At 71.4% G+C, this 15,524-nt stretch carries 11 protein-coding genes and 1 pseudogene; 6 read left to right on the top strand and 6 right to left on the bottom strand.

The window, feature by feature from the left end:
• Window position 1: 1 nt before the first annotated feature.
• The 3 genes from ASF78_RS01540 to ASF78_RS01530 are packed head-to-tail and all read right to left on the bottom strand — an operon-like array spanning window position 2 to window position 1,865.
• Complete coding sequence (locus tag ASF78_RS01540) at window positions 2–334, bottom strand: small basic family protein (RefSeq protein ID WP_056027523.1); 333 nt, start codon at window positions 332–334, stop codon at window positions 2–4.
• On the bottom strand, window positions 331–1,269 hold the full coding sequence (locus ASF78_RS01535) for a DUF881 domain-containing protein (protein WP_056584072.1): 939 nt from the start codon (window positions 1,267–1,269) through the stop codon (window positions 331–333). Before ASF78_RS01535 ends, ASF78_RS01540 begins: the two co-directional genes overlap by 4 nt.
• The gene (locus tag ASF78_RS01530; protein WP_235518340.1) at window positions 1,266–1,865 is read right to left on the bottom strand and encodes a CDP-alcohol phosphatidyltransferase family protein; all 600 of its coding nucleotides are present in this window, start codon (window positions 1,863–1,865) and stop codon (window positions 1,266–1,268) included. Before ASF78_RS01530 ends, ASF78_RS01535 begins: the two co-directional genes overlap by 4 nt.
• A 102-nt stretch (window positions 1,866–1,967) precedes the next feature.
• Here ASF78_RS01530 and ASF78_RS01525 point away from each other — a divergent pair, with 102 nt between their 5' ends.
• Together ASF78_RS01525 and ASF78_RS01520 are read left to right on the top strand one after the other, a co-directional pair.
• On the top strand, window positions 1,968–2,381 hold the full coding sequence (locus tag ASF78_RS01525; RefSeq protein ID WP_056584067.1) for a CoA-binding protein: 414 nt from the start codon (window positions 1,968–1,970) through the stop codon (window positions 2,379–2,381).
• Window positions 2,382–2,638: 257 nt separating this feature from the next.
• Entirely contained in the window at window positions 2,639–4,408 is a 1,770-nt protein-coding gene (locus ASF78_RS01520; protein ID WP_056584064.1) for a DEAD/DEAH box helicase, read from the top strand.
• Between the two features lie 60 nt (window positions 4,409–4,468).
• On the opposite strand, the gene ASF78_RS01515 is transcribed toward ASF78_RS01520, so the two are convergent.
• Window positions 4,469–7,159, bottom strand: coding sequence for a substrate-binding domain-containing protein (locus ASF78_RS01515; RefSeq protein ID WP_056584061.1), 2,691 nt, complete (start codon window positions 7,157–7,159; stop codon window positions 4,469–4,471).
• 212 nt (window positions 7,160–7,371) lie between these two features.
• Here ASF78_RS01515 and ASF78_RS01510 point away from each other — a divergent pair, with 212 nt between their 5' ends.
• The 3 genes and pseudogenes from ASF78_RS01510 to ASF78_RS01500 all read left to right on the top strand — a co-directional run bounded on the left by ASF78_RS01510 (window position 7,372) and on the right by ASF78_RS01500 (window position 13,368).
• A complete protein-coding gene (locus ASF78_RS01510; protein ID WP_235518339.1) occupies window positions 7,372–8,361 on the top strand; it encodes a LacI family DNA-binding transcriptional regulator in 990 nt (329 codons plus the stop codon).
• A gap of 174 nt (window positions 8,362–8,535) precedes the next feature.
• Window positions 8,536–11,058 (top strand): annotated as a pseudogene (locus ASF78_RS23355) (glycoside hydrolase family 6 protein).
• Window positions 11,059–11,169: 111 nt separating this feature from the next.
• On the top strand, window positions 11,170–13,368 hold the full coding sequence (locus ASF78_RS01500) for a cellulase family glycosylhydrolase (RefSeq protein ID WP_235518338.1): 2,199 nt from the start codon (window positions 11,170–11,172) through the stop codon (window positions 13,366–13,368).
• A 39-nt stretch (window positions 13,369–13,407) separates the two neighbouring features.
• Here ASF78_RS01500 and ASF78_RS01495 read toward each other — a convergent pair whose 3' ends face one another.
• A complete protein-coding gene (locus ASF78_RS01495; RefSeq protein WP_056584056.1) occupies window positions 13,408–14,454 on the bottom strand; it encodes a low specificity L-threonine aldolase in 1,047 nt (348 codons plus the stop codon).
• 87 nt (window positions 14,455–14,541) lie between these two features.
• Here ASF78_RS01495 and ASF78_RS01490 point away from each other — a divergent pair, with 87 nt between their 5' ends.
• Entirely contained in the window at window positions 14,542–15,030 is a 489-nt protein-coding gene (locus tag ASF78_RS01490) for a DUF6328 family protein (protein ID WP_056584052.1), read from the top strand.
• Window position 15,031: 1 nt separating this feature from the next.
• Here ASF78_RS01490 and ASF78_RS01485 read toward each other — a convergent pair whose 3' ends face one another.
• Window positions 15,032–15,436: a Fur family transcriptional regulator gene (locus ASF78_RS01485; RefSeq protein ID WP_056587903.1), complete on the bottom strand. Its 405-nt coding sequence runs from the start codon at window positions 15,434–15,436 to the stop codon at window positions 15,032–15,034.
• Between the last annotated feature and the right edge of the window lie 88 nt (window positions 15,437–15,524).

The raw sequence follows: 15,524 nt of genomic DNA, 5'->3' as shown, positions 1-15,524 counted from the left end.
GTCACGCCTTGAACAGGTGGCGACGGATCGACGCGGCGTTGGAGAAGATCCGGATACCGAGGACGACGACGACGGCGGTCGACAGCTGGGTGCCGACGCCGAGCTGGTCACCGAGGAACACGATCAGTGCGGCGACCACGACGTTGGACAGGAACGAGATGAGGAAGACCCGGTCGTCGAAGATCCCGTCGAGCATGGCGCGCAGCCCGCCGAACAGGGCGTCGAGGGCCGCGACGACGGCGATGGGCAGGTAGGGCTGGAGCTCCAGGGGCACGGTGGGCTGCAGGAGCAGACCTCCGACGACCCCGATGACCAGGCCGATGACTGCGATCACGTGCCGTCCCTCCGTGTCGGACCAGCAGACCCTGCCACACCGGCCTCGTCGGGCGCACCCTCGATCGCTCCGGGCTCGGGACTCGGGGTCGAGGTGGGCACCGTCGCGGAGTACATGGTGACGAGTCCGGTGCCAGGCAGCTCGAGCTCGCTCTGCGACGACAGCTGGACACCGATGCCGTAGGTCGTGCGCAGTGTCGCCAGCTGCTGTCCAGCGCTGGCACGAGCCAGCTCGGTCTGCATCTCGACCGCGTCGCCGACCGCCTCGATCGTGTACGGGCTGCTCAGTGCGACGAGGTCGACCAGCACGGCGTCTCCTGCGCTCCGGATCGCGGTCGTCGCCGTGAGCCGCTGCCCGTTCACGGCGATGGCTTCGGCACCGGCTGCCCAGAGTCCGTTCACGACGACCTGCAGGTCGACGTCCAGGACCCGCAGCAACATGACCACGTCGTCCGGGTCGTCGGAGGGTGCGTCGGTGAGCACGAGACGCAGACCGCGCCCGGTCACGGGCAACACCCCGGCCTCGACCGCGTCGGCGGCGATCTGGTCACGCACGGACTGGCCCTCGTCGCCCAGGAGCTCCTCCTGCATCGTGGCGATCTCGTCCGACATCGTAGTGATGTCGGACTGGAGCGCGTCGGCGTCAGCGCTGCGCTGCTCGATCTGGGACTCCAGCAGCTGCCGCGCCTCCTGTGCGGAGCTGGTGGGCTGCCGCAGCGCGAGCGTGGCCGCTGTCGCGCCGAGTCCCAGCCCGATCGCCAGCGCCACGAGGCCGACGGTCGACCGTCGTGTCCGTCGCGGTTCCGAGCCTGCGGCGCGACGGGCTGCGGCGTCGGCGTAGCCGGGGTCGAGCGGCCGTCGGTAGACCTCGGTGAGGAGCGTCATCGACGCGTCCGGGATGCGCGGGGTGTCCGGGGGGCCGTGCCGTGGCGTCATGCGGTGTCCGTGGACTCGCGCAGGAGGTGCCGCGCCTGGGTCAGGTACACGACGGCAGAGAACCAGTACAGCGCCACGCCCCACAGGGCGCAGGCCCATCCGACGACACCGGCGACGACGCCGACCCACGAGCTCCACTGTGCGAGCAGGAGCAGCGGGAACGCGTAGAGCAGCGCGAACGTGCCTGCCTTGCCCGCGAGGTGCACCTGGAGCGGCGCGAACCCTGCCCGGGCGAGCACGACGAGCATCACCGCGAGGACCACGTCCCGCAGGACGAGGACGCCGAGCAGCCACCAGGGCACGACGCCGCTCCAGGCGAGGGCGACGAGGGTCACGATGATGAAGAGGCGGTCGGCGGCCGGGTCGAGCAGCTGGCCGAGCCGGGAGACCTGACCGAGCCGGCGCGCGAGGACACCGTCCAACCAGTCGCTGGCGCCGGAGACTGCGAGCACGGCGACGGCCCAGCCGTCGTGGCCGCGCACGATGAGCAGCGCGAACACCGGGACGAGCAGCAGACGCACGAGGCTGATGACGTTGGGGACGGTCAGCACGCGCGTGGAGACGACGTCGTTGCTCGCCACTGCCTCCCCCGTCACCGTCTCGTCCTGGCGGCGTCGATCCTATGCGGCCGCGGACGCGGGTCCGACGACGGCGCGCTCGTGGCTGCGGCACCGCGCCGGTGGTGCCACAGTTCGGAGATGGTCCATCGCAACGATCCCGAGGTCATCACCCGCCTGCTCACGGTCCCCGGACGGTGGGCGGTGGTCGGCCTGTCGACCAACACCTCCCGTGCCGCGTACGGCGTCGCCGCGTACGTCCAGTCGCTCGGGCACGAGATCGTTCCCGTGCATCCGCAGGCGCCGACCGTGCACGGTGCGGCCGGCGTGCGGTCCCTGGCGGACGTGGCCGGGCCGGTCGACGTGGTGGACGTCTTCGTCAACAGCTCGCTGTGCGGCGAGGTCGTCGACCAGGCCATCGCCATCGGCGCCGGGGCGGTGTGGCTCCAGCTCGGGGTGGTCGACGAGGCTGCGGCCGAGCGAGCCCGTGCGGCCGGGCTCGACGTGGTGATGGACGCGTGCCCCGCGATCGAGGGTCCACGGCGCAACCTGTGACGTCGTGCGCGACGTCACAGAATGCACCCTGCCTAGATGGACGTCCGACCGGTAGACTCCTTCACGAATCTGGAGTTCGTCGCGTCCCCCTTCGAGGCGTCGCCACCACCGCTGAGCCGGTCGGGGCCCGCCTCGCGTCGTGTGGTCTAGGCATCGCGTGAGCGGTTGCCGCTGGGTGGTCCGGGGCTGCGACCCGCTGTTCGCCGACCTGGTGCACGGTTCAGGGCTCCGCCCCGCGATGATCGGTTCCCCATTTCATGAGCTCTGCCCTGTCCGCTGTGCCTTCTGACGCTTCCCAGATCCCCGCCGACGCCACCTTCGCCGACCTCGGTCTGCCGCCGGCCCTCGAGGCCGCGATCTCCGACCTCGGCTTCACCATCCCGTCGGCGATCCAGTCCCAGGCCGTCCCGGCGCTGCTCAGCGGCCGCGACATCGTCGGCGTCGCCCAGACCGGCACCGGCAAGACGGCGGCGTTCGGTCTGCCGCTCCTCGCCGCGATCGACTACGACCTCCCGGCCGTCCAGGCCGTCGTGCTGACCCCGACGCGCGAGCTGGCCATGCAGGTCGCCGACGCCATCCAGTCGTTCGCGACGCACCTGCCCGGCCTGAACGTCCTCGCGGTGTACGGCGGATCCCCGTTCCTCCCGCAGCAGCGCGCGCTGTCCCGCGGTGCGCAGGTCGTCGTCGGCACCCCCGGCCGCGTCCTCGACCACCTCGACCGCCGCACGCTGAAGATGGACAACGTCCGCTTCCTCGTGCTGGACGAGGCCGACGAGATGCTGCGCATGGGCTTCGCCGAGGACGTCGACAAGGTGCTCTCCGCGGCTCCTCGCGAGCGCCAGGTCGCGCTGTTCTCCGCCACGATGCCGCCGCAGATCCGCCGCGTCGCCGAGCAGCACCTGAACCGCCCGGTCGAGATCACGGTCTCGCGCCAGGCGTCCACGGTCACGAGCGTCCGGCAGACGTACGCCGTGGTCCCGCACCGGCACAAGACCGGTGCGCTGGCCCGCGTGCTGGCCGTGTCGCCCGCCGACGCGGCGATCGTGTTCGTGCGCACCCGCGGTGCGGCCGAGGAGGTCGGCAGCGCGCTGATCGAGCGCGGCATCTCCGCGGCGTACATCTCCGGTGACGTCGCGCAGACGGAGCGCGAGAAGATCGTCGACCGTCTGCGCACGGGAGCGCTCGACGTCCTCGTCGCGACGGACGTGGCTGCACGCGGTCTCGATGTCGACCGCATCGGCCTCGTCGTCAACTTCGACGTGCCGCGCGAGCCGGAGACGTACGTGCACCGGATCGGCCGCACGGGCCGTGCCGGGCGCGAGGGTGAGGCACTGTCGTTCGTCACGCCGTCCGAGCAGTCCCGCCTGCGCCAGATCGAGCGCACGACACGGCAGTCGCTCCTGCAGGTCGACATCCCGTCGCCCGCCGAGGTCTCCGCGCACCGGGTGCAGACCCTGCTGGCCCGCACGGGGGCACGTGCCGAGCTGGACCGCCTCGACCTGTACCGCGAGGCGATCGCGGTGCACCTCGCGCAGAACCCGGACGTCGACCCGTTCGAGCTGCTCGCGGTCGTGACCGCGCTCGCCGTCGGCGACGAGGGACCTGTGGCCGTCCAGCACGGCGACGACCTCGACGACGCACTGTCGCGCGCGCACCTCACCGGCGGCAGCAACGACCGTGGCGACCGTCCGGAGCGTGGCGAGCGCCGTCGTTCCGACACGCACGTCGCCGGGGGCTCGCCGCGGTGGCGCGTCGCCGTCGGGCACCGTGACGGCCTCCAGCCGGGCGCCCTCGTGGGCGCGCTCACGGGTGAGGGCGGCCTGACCGGCAAGGACGTCGGCAAGATCGACATCTTCGGCAGCTTCGCGCTCGTCGACATCCCCGCCGGACTCTCCGCCGACGTGATCGACCGTCTCGCCCGTACGCGGGTCGCCGGCCGACCGCTGCGCATCCGTCTCGACGCGGGCCCGCGTCCGGGCCACGGCGCCTCGCGCCCGACGCACGGCCCGGCCCGCGGCCGCAGCTGACCGGACACGACGACGCCCCTGCCTCCCGTCACCCGGGGGGCAGGGGCGTCGTGCGTCCCGCTATCTCAGGACCGACCCTGACCGGCCCTGTCGCGACGCCCCGCGCAGCAACGTGATGTCCGCCTCGCGGAGCACCTCACCCACGTCCCGGAACCCGCGGATGCTGCCGAGGACGCCGATGGCGAGCCGGGAGCCGAGCTCCTGGCGCAGCTGGTCGAGCAGCAGCGAGAGCCGGGCGGGCACGCCTCCGGGGCCGACGTCGTCCAGCAGCACCACGAAGTCGTCCTCCGCGATCCGCGCCGGGGTGTCGCCCTCGCGCAGCGGGCGGCGCAGCCGGCGGACGAGCTCCCGATGCAGGTCGAGGCGCGCGTCCCCGTCCGAGTCGAGCCGTCCCTGCGTGGGGATCGCCCCGCCGTCGACGACCCGGACGAGCGCGAGCGCGCAGTCGTAGCCGGGGGAACGTCGCGTCCGGAGCACAGCGGCCCCGAGGCGGTCGAGGAACAGCAGCCGGTTGACCAGGCCGGTCTCCGGGTCCCGCAGCGCGTCACGCTGCAGTGCGATCTCCTGTTCCTTGCGCTCGGTCACGTCGACGAGCGCACCGACGAGGCGAGCCGGGCAGCCCGCGTCGTCCAGCACGGTGACGGCGCGGCACAGCATCCACCGGTAGTCGCCGGAGGACGTCCGGACCCGGTGCTCGAGCTCGAGCGGCGAGCCGGCACCGGCCAGCTGGGAGGCGATCGACGCCGACAGCTCGTCGCGGTCGGCGGGGTGCACGCGCTCGAGCCACTCCCCCGGCGAGTCGCCGATGACGTCGTCGTCGTACCCGAGCGTCTGCTTCCAGCGCGGCGAGTAGTACACGGTGCCGGCGGAGACGTCCCAGTCCCACGTGCCGTCGTGCGCAGCCATGGACGCGAGGGCGTACCGCTCCTCGCTGGCCCGCACCGTGTCCGCCAACGAACGCTCACGGGCGGCTGCCTGCTCCAGCGCGCGGCGCTGCTCGCGCAGGTTGGCCAGCAGTCGCTCCTGGTCGAGCGCGACCGCGAGCAGGGCAGCCCAGTGGTTGAACCGGTCCCGCGCGCTGGTCGCCCGTGTCTCCACGGTGCCGTCGATGGCCAGCAGGCCCCAGTCGCTGCCCCCGAAGGTCACCGGGACCACGAAGGTGAGCTCGTTGGACCCGACGGTGCCCGCACGCGTGAGGGCCGCGGGCGGGAACTGGCTGGCCGTCGTCCGCACGCCAACCAGGCGCGACAGCGTGCCGGACGTGTCGTGCACGCCGACGATCTCCATCTCACGGTCCCCGGGGCCGCGGTCCGCCCCGAGCCACAGGCCGAGGCAGGCGTGGCCCCGGACGCCCCGCGGGAGCCAGCCCAGAGCTCGCGGGCTCGCACCGTCGCCGCGCAGGAGGTCCATGTCGACCTCGTACTGGTCGACGATCGTGCGCTCCAGCTGACCGCTGCGGGCCAGCATGGCGCGGGTGCACCCCTTGGTGAGGGCGAGGAGCACCTCGGTGACGGCGCGCCGGACGGCCGTCTCGTGCTCGGGACGCGAGAGCGCTTCCACCACGTCTGCCTCCACACCGCGCAGGCAGATGACCAGCTGTTCCAGCGCCTCGGGGTGCGGCTGCATCGCGGACGTGACGTCGGCGAGCCTGGCGAGGGTGGCGGTCCCAGGGACGGTCCCGCGCTCCGCTGCCGTCTCGATCGGCTCCACGACGGCGTGCCACCACGTCTCGCGGGGCGCCACCCCCGTGCGACGAGCTCCACCGACGCCTGACGGACCCACGAAGGCCGTGCCCGCGAGGGCCCGAAGGACCTGGTAGCCGCTGCGGCTGCCCGCACCCGCACCCGCGGCGGGGGCCGACCGGGCGGACTCGGTGCACCCGCAGGACTCGCGCAGGACGAGGGTGGACGGTGCGCGGTACTCGCCGCCGGGGACGTCCTCGCCGCGCATCCGGGACAGCAGCAGGGACACCGCGGTCTCTCCGACGCGGTCGTAGTGCGCGTCGACGGTGGACAGCCGGGGCGTCACGCGCGCACCGGAGTCGGCGTGGTCGAACCCGATGACGGCCTGGTCGCGCGGGAGCACCAGGCCGGCGGCCCGCAGCGCGCGCTGGAACCCGATCGCGTTCCGGTCGGTCGCGGCGATCACTGCCGTGGTCGGGGAACCGGCGGCGAGCATCCGGGCAGCGGCGTCCGCGCCACCCTGCTCGTGGTTGTCCGACGACTCGTAGATCCAGGTGTCCGGGGGCTCGATGCCGTGGTCCGCGAGCGTCGCGCGGTAGGCGGCGAACCGCTCGCGCATGTCCCGCTGCGTCAGGCAGCCGACGAAGCCGATCGTCGTGTGCCCGTGGCCGAGGAGGTGCTCGACGGCTGCGCGCACGCCACCGAGGTTGTCGGGCAGGACGACCGCGTCGTCGCCGGACTGCGGCTCCTCGCTCACGAGCACGAGGGGCAGGCCCCACTGCTGCACGGAGGCGAGCCGGTCGCTGCGCAGCGCCTTGCCGACCACCACGAGGCCGTCGACGGCACCGAGCGCCACGGGCGCGTCGAGGATCGACTCGTCCGGGTACCGCTCCCTGTCGAGCCCTGCCGGGTACGTCTGCACCGCGACCACGCGATGACCTGCCGCCCGTGCCGCTCGTGCCACCCCAGCGATCAGGGCCCCAAAGTAGAACCCGCCGACCACCGGCGAGAGCACACCGATCGTCCGTCTCGCCGTTGGTGAGACCGGTCCACGTCGCACTGTTCCCATGACCCCACATCCCTCGCCCACGTCGTCGGAGCCGAGATGATGCATTTCACCCGCATCGGGCGACACACTAGGTGATCGTGGTCACACCTGCATATGACTCCGGAGTACCCGGCTCTTCCGCGTCGCCTTCGACGCCGTCGTCCGGGCCGTCCTCCCCTGCCCCTTCCCATGCCCCGGCACCGGCGCCGGCGCGACGTCCGACGATCACCGACGTGGCCCGCGCCGCGGGGGTCTCGATCGCCGTCGTGTCCTACGCGCTCAACGGTCGACCGGGCGTCTCCGCAGCAACCCGCGAACGCGTCCTGCGCGTCGCGGACGAGTTCGGCTGGCGCCCCAGCGCAGCGGCCAGGTCGATGCGCACGGGACCTCGCGCGATCGGTCTCGTGTTCGACCGTGGCGCGGCCGGTCCGGTCGCGCAGGCCACCGGCGTGCTCGAGTTCGTCATCTCGCTGCAGGAGGTCCTGGCGACGCGCAACCTCGCTCTGGTGCTCCAGCTCGTCGACGGACCGGACGCCGCCGTCACCCTGTACGGCGAGTGGTGGGCGGAGCGCCGGTTCGACGTCATGGTCGTCACGGACGTGCTCGCGGAGGACCCGCGCATCGACGCCCTCCGCCGTCTGCGCGCGCCTGCGGTGATCGTCAGTGCAGGTCAGAGCGATGTGGACCTCGCTGCGGTGACGCTCGACGACGCCGAGGCCTTCGTCCGCGTCGGTCGGTACCTGCTCGAGCTGGGGCACCGGCACGTCGCTCTGGTGAGCGGCCCGAAGGAGCTCGTGCGCACCCGGGAGCGCTTCACGGCGCTCACGGGGGTGCTCGACGCGGCCAGCGGGGTCCTCGTCCACGAGGCCACGGGAGGGACCGCCGAGGAGGCCGCGGTGGCCACCCGGCGGCTGCTGACCGGAGGCCGTGCGCCGACCGCGATCGTGTACGACTCGGACCAGATGGCTGTCGCGGCGCTCGACGTCGCGCGCCGGACCGGCCTCGCGGTGCCGTGGGACCTGTCCGTGATCGCGGGCTCCGACTCAGCGCTCTGCCGGCTCGCCACGCCGTCGATCACGACGCTCCCCTCGGCCCAGCGCGAGCTCGGCACGGCCACCGGCGAGGCGGTCCTCGCGGTGCTCGACGGCGACCTCCGGGCGCGCCGGGAGCTTCAGATCGGGGGCCTCGCCGTGCGTGGGAGCACGGGTCCGCGGTCCAGATGAGAACGTTCTCATTCGTGTCACATTTTGGTAACGGGCGGAACCTAAACGTTTTGCCCCGTGCCGCCCGGAAAGTCCGCATGGTGATCTACGTCCAGTCGCCGTGGACTTTCCCGGCCGACATGCGCCCGGACGGGACGGCCGACCGGGCACGCCGAACGACACCCGGAGGACTACGTGTCCACACACGGCAAGAGAGCGGTGAGGCAGCGCCTGCGCGCAGCCACCACCGCAGCAGCAGCGATGGCGCTGCTCGCAGCCCCCCTGTGCATCACGACGAGCGCGAGCGCGGCTGAAGCGCACGTCGACAATCCCTACGCGGGGGCCACGCAGTACGTGAACCCCACCTACGCGGCAGCTGTTGAGAGCGCTGCCACACGTGCCGGCGACGCCACCCTGGCCGCGAAGATGCGGACCGTGGCCAAGCAGCCGACGGCCGTCTGGATGGACCGCATCAGCGCCATCGCCGGCAACGCCGACGGCAACGGCCTGAAGTTCCACCTCGACAACGCGGTGGCCCAGAAGGGCTCCGGCCCGCTCGTGTTCAACCTCGTCATCTACGACCTGCCCGGCCGCGACTGCTACGCACTGGCGTCCAACGGTGAGCTCCCCGCCACCGACGCCGGTCTGGCGCGGTACAAGACCGAGTACATCGACGTCATCGCCGCGCTCCTGGCCGACCCCAAGTACCAGGACATCCGGATCGTGGCGACGATCGAGCCCGACTCGCTGCCGAACCTGGTGACGAACATCTCGGAAGCCGCCTGCCAGCAGGCTGCGCCGTACTACAAGGCCGGCGTGAAGTACGCGCTCGACAAGCTGCACGCCATCCCGAACGTCTACAACTACATCGACATCGGCCACTCGGGCTGGCTCGGCTGGGACAGCAACGCCGGTCCCGCCGCGACGCTCTTCGCCGACGTCGCCAAGTCCACGACCGCCGGGTTCGCCTCGGTCGACGGCTTCGTCAGCGACGTCGCCAACACGACGCCGCTCAACGAGCCGTTCCTGCCGGACTCCTCGATCTCGGTCGGTGGCACGCCCATCCGGTCCAGCTCGTTCTACGAGTGGAACTTCGACTTCGACGAGGTCGACTTCACGGCGCACATGCACCGTCTGCTCGTCGCGGCCGGCTTCCCGACGACACTCGGCATGCTCATCGACACCTCGCGCAACGGCTGGGGCGGCCCCGCCCGTCCGACCGCCGTGTCGACCAGCACGAACCACAACACCTACGTCAACGAGTCCAAGGTGGACAAGCGCGTCCACCGTGGCGCGTGGTGCAACCCGCTCGGTGCGGGCATCGGTGAGCTCCCGCAGGCGTCGCCCTCGGGCTACACCGCCTCGCACCTCGACGCCTTCGTCTGGATCAAGCCCCCGGGTGAGTCCGACGGCGCGTCGAAGGAGATCGAGAACGACCAGGGCAAGCGGTTCGACCGCATGTGCGACCCGACCTTCGTGTCGCCCAAGCTGTCCAACCAGCTCACCGGCGCCACGCCGGACGCCCCGCTGGCCGGCCAGTGGTTCGAGTCGCAGTTCAAGACGCTCGTCGCCAACGCCTACCCGGTGATCCAGGGCAGCGGCACCAACCCGACCGACACGACGGCGCCCTCGGCCGACGTCGGTCCCGCTGTCCTGGACCGCGTCCACCGACAACGTGGCCGTCACCGGCTACGACGTCTACCGCGGCACCACCCTGGTGGGCACCTCCACCTCGACGAGCTACACCGTGACCGGTCTCACCCCCGCCACGGCGTACTCGTTCACGGTCCGCGCCAAGGACGCTGCCGGCAACGTGTCGTCCGCCTCCTCGTCGGTCTCGGCCACCACCCAGACCGGCACGGTCACGGACACGACGGCGCCCTCGGYKCCGACGGGYCTGACGGCSGGCACCACCACSMMGACGTCSGTCCCGCTGTCCTGGACCGCGTCGACGGACAACACCGGTGGCTCCGGCCTGGCCGGCTACGAGGTCTACCGCGGCTCGACCCTGGTGGGCACGACGACCTCGACGAGCTACACCGTGACCGGCCTGTCGGCCGCGACCGCGTACTCGTTCTCGGTCAGGGCCAAGGACCTGGCGGGCAACGTCTCCGCCGCGTCCACCTCGGTCTCGGCCACCACCCAGACCGGCACGGTCACGGACACGCGACGTCGGTCCCGCTGTCCTGGACCGCGTCCACCGACAACGTGGCCGTCACCGGCTACGACGTCTACCGCGGCACCACCCTGGTGGGCACCTCCACCACGACGAGCTACACCGTGACCGGCCTGTCGGCCGCCACCGCGTACTCGTTCACGGTCCGCGCCAAGGACGCTGCCGGCAACGTGTCGTCCGCCTCCAGCGCCGTCTCGGCCACCACCCAGTCGGGGTCCTCGACGGGTGCGTGCTCGGTCAAGTACACGGCGAGCAGCTGGAACACCGGCTTCACGGCATCGGTGAAGGTCACCAACACGGGGACCACCGCCCTGTCCGGCTGGTCGCTCGGCTTCTCGTTCGCCAACGGCCAGAGCGTCACGCAGGGCTGGAGCGCCGACTGGTCGCAGTCCGGCACGACCGTGACGGCGAAGAACGCCGCGTGGAACGGCACCCTCGGGGCCGGTCAGTCCGTTGACATCGGCTTCAACGGCTCGCACTCGGGCACGAACAACGCGCCCACGGCCTTCACGGTCAACGGTGCTGCCTGCACCACCGCGTGATCTAGCGGCATGACGAGCGGGGGTCCTCCGACGGAGGGCCCCCGCTCGGCATGACGGGACGTCCCTTTCAGACCCTGAGGAGAGACCGTGTCACCTACTCATCGACTGCGCGTGATCGCGACGAGCGTCGCCGCGACGGCCGCCCTGGCCGCGCCACTCGCCTTCGGGGCCGTGCCCGCCTACGCCGCCTCGGGCGACGACTGGCTGCACGTCTCCGGCAACAAGATCGTCGACCAGTCGGGCAAGGAGGTCTGGCTGACCGGGACCAACTGGTTCGGGTTCAACGCGAGCGAGCGCGTCTTCCACGGCCTCTGGTCCGCGAACATCAACACGATCACGAAGAGCATGGCCGACCGCGGCATCAACACGGTGCGCGTGCCGATCTCCACCCAGCTGCTGCTGGAGTGGAAGGCGGGGACGTTCCTCAAGCCGAACGTCAACACCTACGCGAACCCGGAGCTCGAGGGCAAGAACAGCCTCCAGATCTTCGACTACTGGCTGACCCTCTGTGAGAAGTACGGCATCAAGGTCTTCCTCGACGTGCACAGCGCGGAGGCCGACAACGCCGGTCACGTGTACCCCGTGTGGTGGAAGGGCTCCGTCACCACCGAGGACGTCTACGCCGGCTGGGAGTGGGTGGCCGAGCGCTACAAGAACAACGACACGATGGTCGGCGCCGACCTGAAGAACGAGCCCCACGGGACGCAGGGCTCCACCGAGCGGGCCAAGTGGGACGGCTCCACCGACAAGGACAACTTCAAGCACTTCGCGGAGACCGCGGCCCGCAAGATCCTGGCGATCAACCCGAACTGGCTGATCTTCGTCGAGGGCATCGAGGTCTACCCGAAGCCGGGCGTCCCATGGACGTCGACGGGGCTGACGGACTACTACGGCACCTGGTGGGGCGGGAACCTGCGCGGCGTCCGTGACTTCCCGATCGACCTGGGGGCGAACCAGGACCAGCTCGTCTACTCCCCGCACGACTACGGACCGCTCGTGTTCGAGCAGAAGTGGTTCCAGGGCGAGTGGGACCGGACGACGCTCGAGCGCGACGTGTGGGACCCGAACTGGCTCTACCTGCACAAGGAGAACACCGCACCGCTCCTCATCGGCGAGTGGGGCGGCTTCATGGACGGCGGCCGCAACGAGAAGTGGATGGTCGCGATCCGCGACCTCATCGTCGACCGCCGCCTGAGCCACACGTTCTGGGTGCTCAACCCGAACTCCGGGGACACCGGCGGCCTGCTCAACTACGACTGGACCACCTGGGACGAGCCCAAGTACGCCCTGCTCAAGCCGTCGCTGTGGCAGGACGGCGGCAAGTTCGTCGGTCTCGACCACGCCGTGCCGCTGGGTGGGGTCGGCAGCACCACGGGCAAGTCTGTGTCGGACGTCGGTGGGCAGACCGGTGACACGACCGCGCCGTCGGTCCCGGCGAACCTGGCTGCGGGCACGGCGACGACGACGAGCATCCCGCTGACCTGGTCGGCATCCACGGACGCAGGCTCGGGAGTCGCGGGCTACCAGGTGTACCTGGGCTCCACGCTCGTCGGGAGCACGACGTCGACGAGCCTGACGGTGACCGGTCTCGTGGCGGACACGGCGTACCAGTTCTCGGTGCGCGCCAAGGATGTCGCAGGCAACGTGTCGGCAGCCTCGACGGCCGTCACCGCGCGCACCGCCGCCGGCACCGGCACGGACACGGTCGCCCCCAGCGTCCCGACCGGGCTCGAGGCCGGGACCGGGTCGACGACGTCGATCCCGCTGCGGTGGACCGCGTCGACCGACAACTCCGGCGGGTCAGGGGTGGCGGGCTACGACGTGTACCGCGCCGGCACGCTGGTGGGGAGCACCACGACACCGAGCTTCACGGCCACAGGGCTGTCCGCGGGGACGTCGTACGTGTTCACGGTCGTGGCGAAGGACATCGCCGGCAACCGGTCGGCTGCGTCGTCGGCGCTGACGGCGTACACCGCTCCGGACGTGTCCACGGGCTCGTGCGCGGTCACGTACACGGCGAACAGCTGGAGCACCGGGTTCACCGGTGCCGTCCGGATCACGAACACGGGCACCAGCCCGCTGGCCGGGTGGTCGCTGGCGTTCACGTACGCGAACGGCCAGCAGGTGACGCAGGGCTGGAGCGCGACGTGGTCGCAGACGGGCTCCACCGTCACCGCGACGGGCGTCGCCTGGAACTCGACGCTCGCACCCGGTGCGAGCACCGAGATCGGGTTCAACGGCACGCACAGCGGAACCAACACCGCACCGACGGCGTTCACGGTGAACGGCGCGTCCTGCACGGTGAAGTGAGGCGCGACGCGCGGGGGTCCGCTGCAGGGCCCCCGCGCGTCAGCTCACGGCGTCGGTGACCGCGGCGACGAGCTCGTCGATGTCGGCGTCCGTGGTGTCGAACGAGCACATCAGGCGGACCTCCCCCGTCTCGACGATCCAGTCGTAGAAGCGCCACCGGCGGCGCAGGACGTCCGCGACGCCGGGCGGGAAGATCACGAAGATGCCGTTGGCCTGCGTCGGGCGGGTCACCTGGACACCCGGCAGGTGCTCGATGCCGGCCCGCAGCCGTGCGGCCATCGCGTTCGCGTGCTGCGCGGACCGCAGCCACAGATCGCCCTCGTACAGGGCGACCAGCTGTGCGGAGACGAAGCGCATCTTCGAGGCGAGCTGCATGTCCATCTTGCGCAGGTAGGTCAGCCCTCCGTCCGCGGTGGGGTCGAGCACGACGACGGCCTCCCCGTACAGCAGGCCGTTCTTCGTGCCGCCGAGCGACAGGAGGTCCACGCCCACGTCGGTGGTGAACTCACGCAGCGGCACCCCGAGGCTGGCCGCCGCGTTCGAGATCCGGGCGCCGTCGAGGTGCAGGCGCAGCCCGTGCTGGTGCGCCTGGTCGGCCAGCGCGCGGACCTCGTCCGGTGTGTACAGCGTGCCCAGCTCGGTCGACTGCGTGATCGACACGACGCCCGGCTGCGCACGGTGCTCGTCGCCGAACCCCCAGGCCTGCGTCGCGACGAGCTCGGGGGTCAGCTTGCCGTCCGGCGTCGGCACGGTGAGCAGCTTGATGCCGCCCATGCGCTCGGGCGCGCCGTTCTCGTCGGTGTGGATGTGCGCGGTCTCGGCACACACGACCGCGCCCCACCGTGGCAGCACCGACTGGAGCGACAGGACGTTGGCTCCGGTGCCGTTGAACACCGGGAAGACCGTGGCCTGGTCGCCGAAGTGCTGGGCCACCACCTCGTGCAGCCGGGAGGTGTACACGTCCTCGCCGTACGCGGTCTGGTGACCGCCGTTGGCCTCGGCGATCGCGGCGAGCACCTCGGGGTGCACCCCCGCGTAGTTGTCGGAGGCGAAGTCGCGGCGGTCGGCATCGTGCAGTCGGGTCACGGGGACCAGTCTCTACGACGACACGTGTCCGCCTGCGCACGACGGGCGGGTGCGGCATGATCCGTGCAGACCACGAGGAGGACCACCGTGCACAAGCACGACGCCAACCCGGACGACGGCCGGGACGAGACCCACAACGAGCGCGCCGACCGCAACTGGAACGAGCTTCTGCAGGAGCTGCGCGTCACCCAGACGGGGACGCAGATCCTGACCGGCTTCCTCCTGACGATCCCGTTCCAGCAACGGTTCGAGGACCTCGACGCCTACCAGAAGGACCTCTACCTGGTGCTCGTGGTCCTCGCCGTGCTGGCGACCGCGCTGTTCGTCGCGCCGGTGAGCCTGCACCGCATCCTCTTCGGCAGGCGGCTCAAACCCGAGCTCGTCACCGCCGGGGGCAGGTTCGCACGCGCCGGGCTCGTGGTGCTGGCCCTCGTCATGGCCGGCAGCGCGATGCTGATCTTCGACGTGGTCCTCTCGCGCGAGGCGGGCTGGACCGTCGGGATCGCGTCGCTGGTGCTGCTGATCGTCTCGTGGGGGCTCGTCCCGAGGCTCCTGGCCCGACGAGCGGCCGCCTGAGTCAGGACGCAGCTGCGGCGCGACAGGTGGCGCAGGTGCCCACCAGCTCGATGGTGTGGTCGACGTCGTCGAACCCGTGCGCGGCACCGACCTGGGCGGCCCAGGCCTCGGCCTGACCCGCCTCGATCTCGACGGTGCGGCCGCAGCTGCGGCACACCAGGTGGTGGTGGTGGCTGCGCTGCTCGCAGCGGCGGTAGACCGACTCACCGTCCTCGGTCCGCAGGACGTCGACGTCCCCGTGCTCCGACAGGCTCTGGACGGCCCGGTACACCGTGGCCAGACCGACGCTGGACCCCCGGGCCCGCAGCATCTCGTGGAGCTGCTGGGCGCTGCGGAACTCGTCGATGTCCTCGAGCAGGTCGAGGATCTCGGCGCGCTGTCGTGTCTGACGTGGGACGACGACCATCATCGACCTCCTTCCTGAGACTGGTTCCCACTATAACGCGACCGGGCCCCCGATCCCGGAGGATCGAGGGCCCGGTCGAGGTGCTGAG

Origin of the sequence: Cellulomonas sp. Leaf334 (assembly GCF_001424195.1) — a bacterium.
Taxonomy (GTDB): domain Bacteria; phylum Actinomycetota; class Actinomycetes; order Actinomycetales; family Cellulomonadaceae; genus Cellulomonas.
The sequence above is the reverse complement of the archived record's forward strand: the minus strand, read 5'-3'. Positions and strand labels throughout refer to the sequence as shown.